Origin of the sequence: Bacillus sp. NH11B (genome assembly GCF_001884205.1) — a bacterium.
Taxonomy (GTDB): Bacteria; Bacillota; Bacilli; order Bacillales; family Bacillaceae_G; genus Bacillus_A; species Bacillus_A proteolyticus.
Map to the genome: position 1 here is coordinate 63,414 of NZ_MAOG01000036.1, position 15,623 is coordinate 79,036.

The 15,623-nt window shown below is 35.9% G+C and carries 15 protein-coding genes and 1 riboswitch; of the genes, 12 read left to right on the top strand and 3 right to left on the bottom strand.

What is annotated here, in order from left to right; translation table 11 throughout:
- Window positions 1-92 precede the first annotated feature (92 nt).
- The 3 genes from BAU27_RS07355 (at window position 93) to BAU27_RS07365 (ending at window position 3,152) form a co-directional block, all read left to right on the top strand.
- Window positions 93-1,664: a GAF domain-containing sensor histidine kinase gene (locus tag BAU27_RS07355; protein WP_071770524.1), complete on the top strand. Its 1,572-nt coding sequence runs from the start codon at window positions 93-95 to the stop codon at window positions 1,662-1,664.
- Window positions 1,665-1,684: 20 nt separating this feature from the next.
- A complete protein-coding gene (locus BAU27_RS07360) occupies window positions 1,685-2,332 on the top strand; it encodes a response regulator (RefSeq protein WP_071770525.1) in 648 nt (215 codons plus the stop codon).
- Window positions 2,333-2,525: 193 nt separating this feature from the next.
- Window positions 2,526-3,152 carry an FMN-dependent NADH-azoreductase gene (locus tag BAU27_RS07365; protein WP_071770526.1) on the top strand — a complete coding sequence of 209 codons (627 nt, stop codon included), beginning with the start codon at window positions 2,526-2,528 and terminating at the stop codon, window positions 3,150-3,152.
- Window positions 3,153-3,209: 57 nt separating this feature from the next.
- Here the strand turns inward: BAU27_RS07365 and BAU27_RS07370 are convergent, their stop codons facing one another.
- Window positions 3,210-3,881 (bottom strand): transcriptional regulator YeiL, encoded by a 672-nt coding sequence (locus BAU27_RS07370; RefSeq protein WP_071770527.1) that lies wholly within the window; start codon window positions 3,879-3,881, stop codon window positions 3,210-3,212.
- Window positions 3,882-3,988: 107 nt separating this feature from the next.
- Here BAU27_RS07370 and BAU27_RS07375 point away from each other — a divergent pair, with 107 nt between their 5' ends.
- Window positions 3,989-4,684, top strand: coding sequence for a YjjG family noncanonical pyrimidine nucleotidase (locus BAU27_RS07375; RefSeq protein ID WP_071770528.1), 696 nt, complete (start codon window positions 3,989-3,991; stop codon window positions 4,682-4,684).
- 193 nt (window positions 4,685-4,877) lie between these two features.
- On the opposite strand, the gene BAU27_RS07380 is transcribed toward BAU27_RS07375, so the two are convergent.
- A complete protein-coding gene (locus tag BAU27_RS07380; protein WP_071770529.1) occupies window positions 4,878-6,110 on the bottom strand; it encodes a chloride channel protein in 1,233 nt (410 codons plus the stop codon).
- Between the two features lie 319 nt (window positions 6,111-6,429).
- A riboswitch (SAM riboswitch) is annotated at window positions 6,430-6,534 on the top strand.
- Window positions 6,535-6,626: 92 nt separating this feature from the next.
- Between BAU27_RS07380 and BAU27_RS07385 the strand changes: the two genes are divergently transcribed.
- The 3 genes from BAU27_RS07385 (at window position 6,627) to BAU27_RS07395 (ending at window position 10,251) form a co-directional block, all read left to right on the top strand.
- Complete coding sequence (locus BAU27_RS07385; RefSeq protein ID WP_071770530.1) at window positions 6,627-7,925, top strand: bifunctional O-acetylhomoserine aminocarboxypropyltransferase/cysteine synthase; 1,299 nt, start codon at window positions 6,627-6,629, stop codon at window positions 7,923-7,925.
- Complete coding sequence (gene metA / locus BAU27_RS07390) at window positions 7,909-8,814, top strand: homoserine O-acetyltransferase MetA (protein WP_071744013.1); 906 nt, start codon at window positions 7,909-7,911, stop codon at window positions 8,812-8,814. Before BAU27_RS07385 ends, metA begins: the two co-directional genes overlap by 17 nt.
- A 141-nt stretch (window positions 8,815-8,955) precedes the next feature.
- Window positions 8,956-10,251 carry a homoserine dehydrogenase gene (locus BAU27_RS07395; RefSeq protein ID WP_071770531.1) on the top strand — a complete coding sequence of 432 codons (1,296 nt, stop codon included), beginning with the start codon at window positions 8,956-8,958 and terminating at the stop codon, window positions 10,249-10,251.
- A gap of 182 nt (window positions 10,252-10,433) precedes the next feature.
- Here BAU27_RS07395 and BAU27_RS07400 read toward each other — a convergent pair whose 3' ends face one another.
- Window positions 10,434-11,060: a YczE/YyaS/YitT family protein gene (locus BAU27_RS07400; protein WP_071744015.1), complete on the bottom strand. Its 627-nt coding sequence runs from the start codon at window positions 11,058-11,060 to the stop codon at window positions 10,434-10,436.
- 97 nt (window positions 11,061-11,157) lie between these two features.
- Here BAU27_RS07400 and BAU27_RS07405 point away from each other — a divergent pair, with 97 nt between their 5' ends.
- Genes BAU27_RS07405 through BAU27_RS07425 form a run of 5 tightly spaced genes read left to right on the top strand, consistent with a single transcriptional unit; the run spans window position 11,158 to window position 15,623 of the window.
- Window positions 11,158-12,135 (top strand): LacI family DNA-binding transcriptional regulator, encoded by a 978-nt coding sequence (locus BAU27_RS07405; RefSeq protein ID WP_071770532.1) that lies wholly within the window; start codon window positions 11,158-11,160, stop codon window positions 12,133-12,135.
- A gap of 10 nt (window positions 12,136-12,145) precedes the next feature.
- Window positions 12,146-13,027, top strand: a complete 882-nt coding sequence (locus BAU27_RS07410) for an SGNH/GDSL hydrolase family protein (RefSeq protein WP_139254615.1) — start codon at window positions 12,146-12,148, stop codon at window positions 13,025-13,027.
- Window positions 13,024-13,941, top strand: a complete 918-nt coding sequence (locus tag BAU27_RS07415) for an ABC transporter ATP-binding protein (RefSeq protein WP_071770534.1) — start codon at window positions 13,024-13,026, stop codon at window positions 13,939-13,941. Before BAU27_RS07410 ends, BAU27_RS07415 begins: the two co-directional genes overlap by 4 nt.
- On the top strand, window positions 13,934-14,926 hold the full coding sequence (locus BAU27_RS07420; protein ID WP_071770535.1) for an ABC transporter permease subunit: 993 nt from the start codon (window positions 13,934-13,936) through the stop codon (window positions 14,924-14,926). The genes BAU27_RS07415 and BAU27_RS07420 overlap by 8 nt, the downstream gene beginning before the upstream one ends.
- A 19-nt stretch (window positions 14,927-14,945) precedes the next feature.
- On the top strand, window positions 14,946-15,623 hold the full coding sequence (locus BAU27_RS07425) for a uracil-DNA glycosylase (RefSeq protein WP_071770536.1): 678 nt from the start codon (window positions 14,946-14,948) through the stop codon (window positions 15,621-15,623).

The following is a 15,623-nucleotide window of genomic DNA, read 5'->3' on the forward strand; positions in this document are numbered from 1 at the left end:
ACTATTATATCAATGTTACGAATAAGTACAAAGTGAAAAGTAGATGATTTATGTTAAGTACTATTTAAAATCTTGTATGCAGGAGACGAATTATGTTTCAAGAGAATCGTACAAATGAATTAGTTATATTAAAAGAGATTGCAGAAACGTTGAATACCTCAAATGATACCTACCATGTATTGCAAGCGGTCCTAGAAAAATTACTAAGTGTAACAGGTTTAACGACAGGATGGATTTTTCTTGCGGATGAAAATGGGAAGTATACGAAGTTAATCGATTACCAATTACCAGAGGCACTTACATATGAAAATAAACGCCCGATGTGTGAAGGTGAGTGTTGGTGTTTACGAGGCTTTGTAGATGGAAAATTAAAACGAGCAGTTAATATTATTGAATGTAAAAGAATTAATAATGCAATTGAATATAATTGGGGAGATACGGAAGGAATTCTTCATCATGCTACGGTTCCTTTAAAAGCTGGAGGAGAAAAGTTTGGCGTATTAAATGTAGCAAGTCCAGGTAAAACACATTTTTCGGAAGAAGAATTAGTACTACTCCAATCCGTTGCTTTCCAAATTGGAACGGCTTTAAAGCGGGCAAAACTATATGAAAATGAAAAGCGAAGAGCGCATTATTATGTGAAATTGGAGCGTTTTATTCAAGCCTTAAGAGCGATTCATAAATTTAATGCATTGCCAGAGGGGATTGTAGAACAAATAGGGAAATTATTTCTATGGGAGCAAGTTGTATTCTTCATTAGAGAAGAAAATGAACTTGCTGTAAGGGCTTCTTATAAGATGGATGAGCTGCAAGAAGATTTGAAGTTAGCAGCACAGGAAGCGCTGGAAAAAGAAGAACCTGTTTTATTAAAGAGTCAGGTTAGTAATATAGCACATCCTAATAGTGCAGTTATTGCCATTCCGATACATATTCAAAATCATATATTTGGCGTATTAAGTGTAAGTTCTAATAATGGAGAATTTGATATAAATACGATAGATGTAGTACAGGCTTTAGCAAATCATATATCATTAATGATAGAAAACTTAAGGTTAAATGAAAAACGCCGAGAGCTTGTACGAATGGAGGAACGTAATCGTTTAGCTAGAGATTTGCATGACTCTGTATCACAAAAATTATTTTCATTAACTTTTATGACGAAGGGTGCTGAAGCTGTTTTAAAAGGCCAAAATGAAAAGGTAGATAGTTCTTTGTATGAAATGCGTGAACTAGCGCAAGGTGCTTTGAAAGAAATGAGGACCTTGATTTGGCAGCTTCGTCCGGCAGGATTAGAGAAAGGGTTATTACCAGCTCTAAAGCAATATGGCGAAAGTTTGGGATTGAAAATTCGGGAACAGGTTACTGGTGTTCGTGATTTGCCACGCGTAGTAGAGGAAGCGCTATGGCGAATTGGACAAGAATCTTTAAATAACGTAAGTAAGCATGCGAATGTACGAGAAGCGACGATTTATTTCAAGGTGACGGAGAAAAATGTATCATTAGAAATAATCGATCAAGGAAACGGCTTTGAAGAAAAGGATATAAAAGAGAAGAAATCACTTGGTATGACTACGATGCGTGAAAGAGTAGAATTAGTTGGTGGAACAATTAAAATTGTAAGTGGTAAGAAAAGAACAAGTGTAAAAGTAAATGTACCATTATGATGTGAAAATGAGGGAAGTTTGTGAAAATAAAAGTATTGTTAGTTGATGATCATACAGTCGTTTTAAAAGGATTAGCGTTTTTTCTAAGTACACAGGAAGATTTTGAATTAGTTGGGGAAGCCAATAATGGAAAAGAAGCGTTAGTGAAAGTAGGAGAAACAAATCCTGATGTTGTACTAATGGATTTATATATGCCTGAGATGGATGGGATTGAGGCGACAGCTTGTATTAAAAAAGAATATCCAAACGTGAAAGTAATTGTCTTAACTAGTTTTTCTGATCAGGCTCATGTATTGCCGGCATTGAAAGCTGGAGCGAGTGGTTATATTTTAAAAGATGTAGAACCGGATCAGCTTGTTGAAGCTATTCGAAGCGCATATAAAGGAAATATTCAATTACACCCGGATATAGCAAATGCTCTTCTCTCTCAAACATTACCTGTGGACGAAAAGGAAGAAGAACCTTCTATTCAAGTGGATGTGCTAACAGCAAGAGAAAATGAAGTATTGCAGCTATTAGCGAAAGGGATGAGTAATAAAGAAATCGCCTCTGTTTTAGTTATTACGGAAAAAACGGTAAAAGCTCATGTGAGTAGTATTTTGAGTAAGTTACATTTATCAGATCGCACACAAGCAGCATTATATGCAGTGAAAAATGGAATTGTATAAGACTAAAGTCGTAAGACTGAGTTCGCCTTTAGAAGGTGGACTTTTTTTATGGAAAAATACGTCTATGTGAGGACGAAATTGTCTTGATATAAAGATAAAATGTATTTGTAAGCAACAACAATTACAAGGGAGAAACCCTTTTTCGTAAGTAATATATAACAACATAAGAGTGAATAGTAGGAGGAAAAGAATCATGGCAACAGTTTTATTTGTAAAAGCAAACAACCGCCCAGCGGAACAAGCAGTAAGTGTGAAATTATACGAGGCATTTTTAGCAAACTATAAAGAAGCACATCCAAATGATACAGTAGTAGAACTTGATTTATATAAAGAAGAATTACCATATGTAGGCGTAGACATGGTTAATGGTACATTCAAAGCAAGCAGAGGATTTGATTTAACAGAAGAAGAAGCAAAAGTAGTAGCAGTTGCTGATAAGTATTTAAATCAATTCTTAGAAGCTGATAAAGTTGTTTTCGGTTTCCCATTATGGAACTTAACGATTCCAGCAGTACTACACACGTATATTGATTATTTAAACCGTGCAGGTAAAACGTTTAAATATACACCAGAAGGTCCAGTTGGCCTAATCGGAGATAAGAAAATTGCATTATTAAATGCACGCGGCGGCGTATACTCTGAAGGCCCAGCGGCGGAAGTTGAAATGGCTGTTAAATATGTAGCAAGCATGATGGGCTTCTTCGGTGCAAAAAACATGGAAACGGTAGTTATCGAGGGACATAACCAATTTCCAGATAAAGCAGAAGAAATCATTACTGCAGGTCTTGAAGAAGCAGCTAAAGTAGCAAGCAAATTTTAATTGAAATTATAATCGCCACTCAAAAAACAGCATTAACTTTTATGTTAATGCTGTTTTTTATATTTTCAGCTCGTCAGCAAGTTTTTCTAATTGATTTCGATCTTGTATGTAATATGTTCGGCCTTCTTTTTTTAAATAATTTTGCTGGCAAAACTGGTTTAATACATATAAAAGATGGCGGTAACTGACGTTTAAGTATTCTGAGGCCTCAGTATGTTTTTCGGTATAGCAATTATTTTGTTCCGTTAATAGAATAAATGCAGCTAATCGGTTTTCAAACGGGTAACTATAGTTTTTGGCGTAATTTTCTGTTCGGGTAATTATTTTTTCTCCAATAAATTTGCATAGTTTCTGTAGAAAGGTAGCATCTTGCAATAAAAGATGCTGACAATCTTTAAGAGGAAGCGCTAAGCAAATGCAATCTTCAATCACCTCAACCTCTTTCGTAACAGATTCTACGCCAATTAATCCTAATTCCCCAATGAATGAAGGTGCTTGAATAAAATTAATTAAAGAGACTTTCCCATTTTTATGGCTCATATATATTTTTGCTTTCCCGGAAATTAAGTAATAGAGATAAGGGAGGTCGATTCCCTCCTTACATATCATCTCTTTCTTTTGAAAAGAATGTAGTTCTACATATGGTAAGACATGAAAGGAAAAAAGAGTATGGAATTGATGAATTTGCATGTATTGATAAATTTCTTTCTCATTTTTACTGATTTTCATATTTTCACCCCTGTTTATAGTATGAGATATCTCCTATTATTTTTACAAGGAAGAATGATACGATTTATGTAAATTTGTTTTTGTAGAAAAGAGAGTGTGAGGGGTTTATGAAAAAATATAAAACATTGCTATTTGATGTAGATGATACATTGTTAGATTTTCAGAAGGCGGAGAAAGTGGCGTTACGTATGCTCTTTGAAGAGAAAGGGATTCCTTTAACTAGCGAGGTTGAAGCGCAGTATAAAAAAGTTAATAAAAGCCTGTGGGCTGCTTTTGAAGAAGGTGAAATAAACCGTGATGAAGTCGTAAATACACGATTTTCGATTTTGTTTAAAGAGTACGGGGAAGAAGTAGATGGGATATTATTCGAAAATAATTATCGTAGCTACTTAGAAGAAGGAAACCAACTCATGCAAGGTGCATTTGAATTTATAAATCAAATTCAAAGTGAGTATGATTTATATATAGTGACAAACGGTATTTCTAAGACGCAAGATAAACGTTTACGTAATGCAGGATTACATTCATTTTTTAAAGATATTTTTGTTTCTGAAGATACGGGATTCCGAAAGCCGCTGAAAGAGTATTTTGATTATGTTTTTGAAAGGATTCCTAATTTTGCTTTTGAAGAAGGGCTCATTATTGGGGATTCGTTAAGTGCCGATATTAAAGGTGGATATGTAGCGGGAATTGATACTTGTTGGTTTAATCCAGAAAAGAAACCAAATAATAGCGAGATTGTGCCAACATATGAAGTGCATAGTTTTGAAGAGTTATACGCGCTATTAAAGCAGCATGTGTAATAAAGTGAAACTTTAATCAGTGGGGGTTTTGTCCATCCCCCACTGATTATTAGCCTTCACCAATCGGGCTTTTACGGGCAATTATCTCCCACCTAACTCCCTCGCACTCGCCGGATTTTGAGGTGGGAGTCTTACTGCCCACAAATAGCGGGATAAAAATAGGCAGTGGAACTTTTGTCCCTACTGCCTATTTTTATTCGTTTGTAGCTTCGTTGTTTTTTGGAAGTGGAAATGCATTACCAATCGCTGCCGCTCCAAGCATTGGTAATAGTAAATTGAGCGGGAAAAACATAAGTAATAACAAGGTTATAGCTATTGGCTTTCGTAACGCATAGCTTGAGATTGCTGTTGTTACGATGGCCACAGATGCTATTGGATCTATAGGAAGAATGGAAGCCATCGCGAATCCGATACTTGATCCAGCAAATATAATTGGGAAGATATGTCCACCGCGCCAACCTGTATTTAAACAAACGGCGGTAATACATAATTTTAAAACTCCTGAAAGAAGTAATACCCAAAAAGATAAATGGCTCCATTCAACAACTAAATCTTTTAATTGATGTTCCCCAGAAAATAATGTGTATGGGAGAAAAGTCCCCGCAATTCCTAATAAAACCCCACCTATAATTCCAAGTGTTAGTTTGTATTCGCGGAAAGGATGGATAATTTTCTCTAATGTAAATTCTACTTTGAAATAAAGGAAACCGACGATAGCACCGATACAAGCAAGAGGGAGAAAGGCGATCCATTCATTGATTGAAAGAGATCCTTCCCCAAAATCAACAATAAAAGATCCACGATTATCGAGTTTACTAAGCAATAAATAAACGGAAAAACCAGCAAAAGTAGTAGTTAGATATACAATTGCTTTTTTTCTTTTAGAAAACCCATTAATTTGTTCACCCTCATTTTCATTCGGAGCTAAATAACCGAATAATGGAGCGTTAAAAATGACGCTTAAAGTGGCACCAATTCCAACTTCTGTTAGTTCGTTCATTCCCTTTAAAGCGAAGTTAAAGCGATCCCCTACCCATGTACAAAGTCCACCGATAATTCCAACAAGTGCGGCCTCTGGACCTAGACTAGCTCCAAATATTAAAACAATAAGCGCAGTTAAAGTAGCTTTATGTACAAAACGGTATTCAATTCTACCTGTTTTTTTATATTCACCCATTACTTCTGGCATAAGACGTGGATATGTACCGAAGTATTTTTGTGTTAAACCAACGAGGATACCGCCGATGATTGTTACACAAAGAGTGTAATAAGGGGGAGAAGAGAAAACGTTAGGTAAATATCCCCAAATAAAGTGGATTCCGATATTTAGCGTAACTAAAAATAACCAAACTGTAGCCCCTACTATAGAGCCTAAAAGAATGCCATATAGGACGAGTATATAGTGCATGTCCTTTTTATTTTTCATGTTATACCTCCGTTATGTAAGTTTTAATATAGAAAGGATTAAATATGCTAGTGTGAAATGGATTGAATATATATAGTATCTTTTTGAGAGGCTGGCTTATTCAATATAATGGAGTCTCTTGAGAATCTTGAACCTATACGCTTAAACTACTTATTTAATTCTATATATTGATCGAGGTTTTTAAAAGGTCTTTTTTAAATGAATATGGAATATATTTCTTTTGTTGTTTATATTAAAGTTCACGAATTTGATTTAGAACATTCAGAAAAAACAATTGACATCAGGAAATTATTGCTATAAAATCAACGGTAATTGCATAGTCTTATCAAGAAAAGGTGGAGGGACAGGCCCGATGAAACCTTGGCAACAGCCGTATAACGGAATTGTGCCAAATCCTGCAGGTAATAATCCTGAGAGATAAGAAAGAGCCTTTAGAGCGTGTTTTCAAACTGCTCCTTTCTTGTTTTCAGGAAAGGGGCAGTTTTTTATTTTGTATAAAAGAAAGGAGAATGAGAGATGGGAGAATCATGGGGAAAAGGAACAATTTGTGTGCAAGGTGGCTATACGCCAAAGAATGGTGAACCGCGTGTTTTGCCACTTTATCAAAGTACAACATATAAATACGATACCTCGGATGATTTAGCGGCACTATTTAATTTAGAGGCAGAAGGATATATATATACGCGTATTGGAAATCCTACTTTAGCTGCATTTGAGCAAAAGTTATCAGATTTAGAAGGCGGTGTGGGGGCTGTTGCGACAGCTTCTGGGCAGGCGGCCATTATGCTGGCAGTTTTAAATATTTGTAGTAGTGGAGATCATCTTCTTTGTTCTTCAACAGTTTACGGGGGAACATTTAATTTATTTGGAGTAAGTTTACGTAAGCTTGGCATTGATGTTACGTTCTTTAATCCAAATTTAACAGCAGATGAAATTGCGGCACTTGCTAATGATAAGACAAAACTCGTTTATGCAGAATCGCTAGGAAATCCAGCAATGAACGTTTTGAATTTCAAAGAACTTTCAGCGGCAGCAAAAGAATTAGAAGTACCTTTTATCGTTGATAATACATTAGCGACTCCTTATTTATGCCAAGCGTTCGAACATGGAGCAAATATTATTGTTCATTCTACGACGAAATATATTGATGGTCATGCAAGCTCTTTAGGTGGCATTGTAATTGACGGAGGAAACTTTGATTGGACAAATGGAAAATATCCTGAGCTTGTCGAACCTGATCCGAGTTATCACGGCGTAAGTTATGTACAAAATTTTGGAGCGGTAGCTTATATTGTGAAAGCGCGCGTTCAATTATTAAGAGACTATGGAAACTGTATGAGCCCATTCAATGCGTATATTAGCAATATTGGCTTAGAAACACTGCATTTACGAATGGAACGTCATAGCGAAAATGCTCTCGCAGTTGCCAAGTGGCTTGCTAACCATGAACGTATTGAATGGGTGAATTATCCGGGGTTAGATAGTAATGAAAATTACTCGTTAGCACAAAAGTATTTGAAAAAAGGTGCTAGTGGAGTTTTAACTTTCGGTATTAAAGGTGGATTAGAAGCAGCAAAAGAATTTATTGCAAATGTAAAACTAGCGACTCTTGTAACGCATGTAGCTGATGCAAGAACTTGTGTTATACATCCTGCTAGTACGACGCATAGACAATTAAGTGCTGAAGATCAGCGTTTAGCTGGTGTTACATCTGATTTAATTCGTTTATCGGTTGGTATAGAAGATGTTTCTGATATTATTGCAGATTTAGAAGCGGCATTAATCGGAGGCAAACAACATGCCGATCATAATTGATAAAGATTTACCAGCTCGTAAAGTATTGCAAAAAGAAAATATTTTTGTAATGACGAAGGAACGAGCAGAAACACAAGATATCCGGGCATTGAAAATTGCCATATTAAATTTAATGCCAACGAAGCAAGACACAGAGGCACAATTACTTCGATTAATTGGAAATACACCGTTGCAATTAGATGTCCATTTGCTTCATATGGAATCACATCTGTCTCGTAATGTAGCGCAGGACCATTTAACAAGCTTTTATAAAACGTTTCGTGATATTGAAAATGAAAGATTTGATGGGCTCATTATTACAGGAGCACCAGTTGAAACTCTTTCTTTTGAAGAAGTAGATTATTGGGAAGAGCTTAAAAGTATTATGGAGTATTCAAAAACGAATGTAACATCTACGCTTCATATTTGCTGGGGGGCACAGGCTGGTTTGTATCATCATTATGGCGTTCCAAAGTATCCTCTTAAGGAAAAAATGTTTGGTGTATTTGAACATGAGGTCCTTGAACAACATGTGAAATTGTTACAAGGCTTTGATGAGTTGTTTTTTGCCCCGCACTCTCGTCATACAGAAGTACGAGAGAGTGATATTAGAAGGGTAAAAGAATTAACATTGTTAGCAAACTCTGAAGAAGCTGGTGTTCACCTTGTTATTGGGCAAGAGGGAAGGCAAGTTTTCGCACTCGGTCATAGCGAATATAGTTGTGATACGTTAAAAGAAGAATACGAACGAGATCGTCAAAAAGGGTTAAATATTGATGTGCCAAAAAATTATTTTAAGCATAATAATCCAAATGAGAAACCGCTTGTTAGGTGGAGGAGTCATGGGAATTTATTATTCTCTAATTGGTTGAATTATTACGTGTATCAAGAAACCCCTTATGTATTGTAAAAAAAGATTGTGTAACACGTGGCAACGTTTTCTTTGTAAAGATTACTCTTTATTTTTCCGAATCTTCAAAATACATTGTTTTTCAGATTTTTTACTCATATAATTTCATCTAAACACAATTTTTGAGGGGTGGGCAGTATTATGAAAGAAATTCAAGTTGGTTTATTAGGTCTTGGGACAGTTGGTAGCGGTGTAGTTCGTATTATTACAGATCATCAAGAACGACTCATACACCAAGTAGGTTGTCCAGTGAAAGTAACGAAAGTGTTGGTGCAAAACATTGAGAAGGAGAGGGAGGTCGAAGTATCTTCTACTCTATTAACACAAGATGCGAATGAAATTTTAGATAATCCTAATATTGATGTTGTCATCGAAGTAATGGGTGGCATTAATGATGCAAAAGCATATATTTTACAAGCTTTACAAAGTGGGAAGCACGTTGTGACTGCAAATAAAGATTTAATGGCGTTACACGGAGCGGAATTATTAGCGGTAGCAAAGGATAATAAAGCTGATCTGTTTTATGAAGCAAGTGTAGCCGGAGGAATTCCGATTTTACGCAGCATAGTAGAAGGACTTTCTTCAGATCTTATTACGAAAGTAATGGGAATTGTAAATGGAACGACAAATTTTATTTTGACGAAAATGTCAGATGAAGGGAGAGCATATAACGACGTGTTAAAAGAAGCTCAGCAGCTTGGATTTGCAGAAGCAGATCCAACATCAGACGTAGAAGGTTTAGATGCAGCAAGGAAAATGACGATTTTGGCTACTCTCGGTTTCTCTACAAATGTAGAGCTTGGAGATGTGAAGGTAAAGGGAATTACTTCTATTACAGCAGAAGATATTGAATATAGTAAGAGCTTAGGTTATACAATTAAATTAATTGGTCTTGCAAAGCGAGATGGTGAAAAATTAGAGGTTACAGTTGAACCAACGTTACTTCCAAATACACATCCTCTTGCGGCAGTACAAAATGAATATAATGCTGTCTATGTGTATGGAGAAGCGGTAGGAGAAACGATGTTTTATGGACCGGGAGCAGGAAGCTTACCGACAGCGACAGCTGTTGTGTCAGATCTAGTTGCTGTAATGCAAAATATTAGGTTAGGTGTAAACGGAAATAGTGCGGTATCTCCTCAGTATGAAAAAGTATTAAAAGAGCCAGATGAAATTGTTGTGAAAAAGTTTTTAAGATTTCATGTAAAAGACGAAATTGGTGTATTTGCAAAAATTACATCATTGTTCTCTGAGCGTGGTGTTAGCTTTGAAAAGATTATTCAAATGCCGCTTGAAGAGAAAGGGAAAGCAGAAATTGTAATTGTAACGCATCGTGCTTCTCTTGCGGATTACGAGTACATTCTACATACATTGCAATCGTATGAAGAAATAGATTGTTTGAAAGCAAACTATCGAATTGAAGGAGATGCTAAGTAGTATCTCTTATCATAAAGTGAAACTTTAATCAGTGGGGGTTTTGTCCATCCCCCACTGATTATTTGTCTTCACCAATCGTGCATTTAGGGGCAGTTATCTCCCACCTAACTTCTTTGCATTCGCTGGATTTTGAGGTTGGAGTTTTACTACCCGCAAATAGCGGGATAAAATGAAAAAACCTATTAAGCGGCTTGCTTAATAGGTTTTTTTCTATTTAAAATCTGCGTACCAACTTGAATAAATGCTTGAATAATCCAACCTGTTGTAAAGGATAAGATAATTGTTCCAAAATAGATTGGCCCATCTAATAAGAAGCTTAATGTTAAAAATAAAAAAGCTAATGAAATTTCTGTTCTTCTAAATGTCCACTTCTTTTTCTCAGCAACAGTTAAAACGAAAGCCTCTTGAGGTGCTGCGCAAAGGTTAGTAGAGACGTAAAGACCAATTCCGGCTCCGACGAATAGATTTCCGCAAATAAGTGTTATATATTTTGGAAGAGAGCGGATAGCGTCCATAATAGTCGTAATAGAACCAACCCAATCAACAAAAAGAGAAATAAGAATCATCGTTACAATTGTGCCGATTGTAATTTGTTTTTTGTCCCAAAAGAGTACGATTAGGGTAAAAACAAAGTTAATCATGAAAATCCAAAAACCGATACTTATGCCGAAATTTTGATATAGTGCAATAAAGAAGGAATCATAAGGGCTAAGTCCAAAGGAAGTAATTGTCGTCATCATATTAATGCCGATGGCGAGAATGAGTAAACCACCAATGAAAAATATATATTCTAATTTGAATCGAAGCATAGTTGTATATCCTTTCAAAATGTATTTGCTAAGAAAGGATATATTGTGGAAAGCTTACCAGGTCAAGGGAGAATTTTTGTGAGAAGGGGAAAATGAGATGACAAATATAAGAAAGATTGCTGAACTTGCTGGGGTGTCTGTTTCAACTGTTTCACGTGTACTGAATAATCATCCATATGTGAATGAACAGAAACGAAAAGAAATTTTAGCAATTATAGAAGAATTGAATTATACGCAAAATGTGAATGCAATTCATTTAGTGAAAGGAAAAACGAATGTCATTGGTGTTTTATTGCCGCACGTAAATGATCAATATTATAGCGCTATTATCGAGGGAATATCAAAGGAAACAGCAAAAAATAATTATAATATGATGCTTTGTCAGACGAATTATAGTGGGGAAAGAGAATTAGAAATTTTGAATATGTTAAAAATGAAAAAGCTTGATGGGGTTATTATATGTTCGCGGGCAAATAGTAAGGAAAAGCTTGAAGAATATACGAAATTAGGTCCAATTGTTATGTGTGAAGAAATAGATTCGAATTTAATTTCGAGTGTGCATATTGATTATTATAAAGTGTTTTCGCGCGGTATGAAGAGCTTAATAGATGCGGGCCATACAAGTATTGGGTATTGCATTGGAAGAAGTAATAGCATTAATAGCCAAAGGAGAAAACAAGCATATGAAGATTCGCTTCAACAGATGGCTGTAACACCGATAGAGGCCTGGAAGTTTAAAGGCTGTTTTACGGTGGAAGATGGGCGTAATGTAATTAGGGAATGGGCCTCTATGTCAGTAAAACCAACTGCGTTTCTTGTATCTTGCAACCATATTGCGGCGGGAATGGTAACGGAGGCGAAAAAACAAGGAATTCGTATTCCAGAAGATATTACGATTATCGGTTGTGATGATCAAGATGTGGCAGACATTTTAGGCATTACGACGATTTCATATTGTAGTAAAAATGTTGGTGTGAAGGCATTTGAATTATTATATGAAAAGATTAATGATGAGCAAATAGATGTAAAGCACGTGGAGTTATTGCCAGAATTAGTACAAAGGGAAACAACATAATAGATAAGGTGTGAAAATCGCTTTTCAAAATTGCGTTTGGTATAATTATGGACAATCTATGAGGGCTAAAAGGGGTTTTGATATGAGATCAAAAGTAGTAAAAGTAATTCTACTCATTACAATTGCATCTTTCTGTTTATTTGCATATGGCTTTGTTTCAGGTGTAAATGATGTATTAAATCCGAAAGCTTCAAGTTTAATTAAGAAAACGGATGTAGTAGCAAAAGAGAAAAAGAAAACCGGAACATTGCAAGTCGTTAGTTTAGGTGATTCATTAACACGCGGTGTTGGTGATAAAGAAGGAATTGGCTATATTGGGCGTATGAAAGAGGATTTACAAAAAGATTATAAGCAAAAGATTGCATTAACAAACTTAGCTGTTAGTGGTGCGAAAATGCCTGACTTATTAAAACAAATTGAGAGTAGTGGCGCTCAATATTCAATTAAGCAAGCGGATGTAATCGTTTTAACAATTGGAGGAAATGATTTATTTCCAGGCTGGGAATCGCTTGGAAAGATAGATTTAGAAACATACCGTCCTGATACAGCGACGTTCCAAAATGAAGCGAAGAAAATAATAGAAGAAATTCGTAAGTTAAATACAGACAGCCCAATTTTTTGGCTAGGTTTATATAATCCTTTTGAAGATGTAGAAGATTTAAAAGGGTCTTCAAACATTGTTGTAGATTGGAATGCATCTTTAGAAAAATTGGCGATAAATAATAAAAATGTGTATATTACACCGACATTTGATTTATTCCAAAACCGTGGAAAAGATTTATTATACTCCGATCATTTCCATCCGAATGAAGGAGGGTATACATATATGGCGGACCGATTGGTTCAAAATGTTGCGAGTAAATTAAAACTAGAACAAGGAGGGGTAAAATGACGACGATACTTTCTGTACGAGACGTGAAGAAGGTAATTGGAAAGAAGACAATTGTAGAGAATATTTCCTTCGATGTAAAACAAGGGGAAGTGTTTGGCTTCCTAGGGCCAAATGGTGCCGGAAAAACGACTACAATTCGAATGTTAGTTGGATTGATTAAAGAAACAGAAGGTACGATTTCTATAGGTGGTTATTCTATTAAGGAAAATTTCAGAGAAGCGATGCGTCAAATAGGGAGTATCGTTGAAAACCCAGAACTGTATACATATTTAACTGGATGGGAAAATTTAAAACAATTTGCTCGTATGCTAGGTGGTATATCAGATGAACGTATTTTTGAAATTGCTCAAATGGTTCATTTGGATGAAAGAATTCACGACAAGGTAAAAACATACTCACTCGGTATGAAACAGCGCCTTGGAATTGCCCAGGCGCTTCTTGGAAATCCCAAATTGCTCATATTAGATGAGCCAACAAATGGTTTAGATCCAGCTGGAATTAGAGAACTTAGGGAATTTATACATAAGCTTGTGAAAGAAGAAAATATGAGTGTGTTTATTTCAAGTCACTTGCTAAGTGAAGTACAAATGATATGCGATCGTGTTGCTATTATTCATAAAGGAAAAATGATAACAGTTGCACCTATTGAAGAGTTAATTAAAACAGCAAGTGATCGTGTAGAATGGATTGTTACACCGATCTCTAAGGCGAAAAATATGCTTGAATTGGCTGAGGAAGTAAGGGAAGTGAGTATAGAAGATGACCGATTACTATGCCGCATGGATATTGCATCTATAAGTAGTTGGAATAAACTCTTTGTAGAAAATGGGATAGATGTGCATAGCGTTAAGGAACTGGTATTTACGCTAGAAGATTTATTTATTGAACTCACAAGGGGTGAGCAGCATGCGTGAATTTGCGAATCTAGTTTTAAATGAATCGGAGAAAATTTATCGTAAGAAACGTATTTTTGTTGTCATGCTTATTTTAGCAATCTTGATCCCACTTTTCGTGTATGCTCAGTATCGTGAAATAGAAACGACGCAAAAAAGACTCGGTACAACGGATTGGAAAGTTTCATTACAACAACAAATTGTTGATTCACAGAACCGTTTGAACAACTCTAGATTGCCAGAAGAATGGCGTGATTGGCTAAAGGTAAGAGTGGAGCAACAACAATATTATTTAGATCATGATATTAACCCGATGGCACCGGGCGCACCGACTTTTGTAAGAGCATTTATTGAGCAAGGAATTACATTGTTTATTCCGCTTCTTGTAATGATTGTCGCTATTGATATTGTTTCAGGAGAACGGAGTGATGGGACGATGAAGATGTTACTTACGCGGCCGATCCGGCGCTGGAAAATACTTCTTAGTAAGTACGTGACGATGTTATTTTTCATTTCACTCATACTGCTTCTTGTAGGTTTGTTTGCTTACGTATTATCCGGGCTTGTATTTGGATACTCTGGATGGAACTTGCCTGTTTTAACAGGGTTCGTCATTGATAAGGAGACATTAAATACGAATTTTGTACATCTTATTCCGCAGTGGCAATACATCTTAATGGCGTATGGATTAGCTTGGTTTGTTGCTATCGTCGTCGGAACTATATCATTTATGGTCTCTGTTTTAATTCGTAATACACCAGCTGGTATGGGCGTTATGCTAGCCGCATTAATTGCAGGAGGCATTTTAAGCTCATTCGCAACATCTTGGGAAGGTGCGAAATATATTTTTAGTGTGAACTTAACGTTAACGGATTATTTATCAGGAAAATTACCTGCATTACAAGGGCTATCGATGGGATTTTCTTTAATGAATTTAACGATTTGGGCAGTTGTTTCCCTTATTATTTCGTTTGTAGTATTTACAAAGCAGGATATGGTGAATTAATTGGACAGGAAGTGAAAGCATGGAAACAGTTTTAAATAATGATTGGGGGCCATTAGTGGCACCCGAATTTGAGAAAGAATATTATCATACGCTAGCTAATTTTTTGAAAGAAGAGTACAGTACACATGTTGTTTATCCAAAGGTAGAAGATATTTTTAACGCTCTTCGGTATACAAGTTATGAAAATACAAAGGTTGTCATTTTAGGACAGGATCCATATCATGGACCGAATCAAGCGCATGGTTTAAGCTTTTCTGTACAACCTGGTATTAAAACACCACCGTCATTGTTAAATATGTATAAAGAACTTCGAGATGAATATGGTTATGAAATTCCGAATAACGGTTATTTAGTGAAGTGGGCGGAGCAAGGAGTTTTATTATTAAATACTGTATTAACAGTTCGACAAGGTGAAGCAAACTCTCATAAAGGAAAAGGATGGGAGCATTTCACAGATCACGTAATTGAGCTATTAAATGAACGTGAAAAGCCAGTTATTTTCATATTGTGGGGCCGCCATGCTCAGGCGAAGAAAAAGTTAATTACGAATACGAATCACCATATTATTGAATCTGTCCACCCAAGCCCACTATCAGCAAGACGAGGTTTCTTTGGTAGTAAGCCATACTCTAAAGTAAATGAGATTCTATCTAACATGGATGAAAAAGAAATCGATTGGCAAATTCCGAATATATGA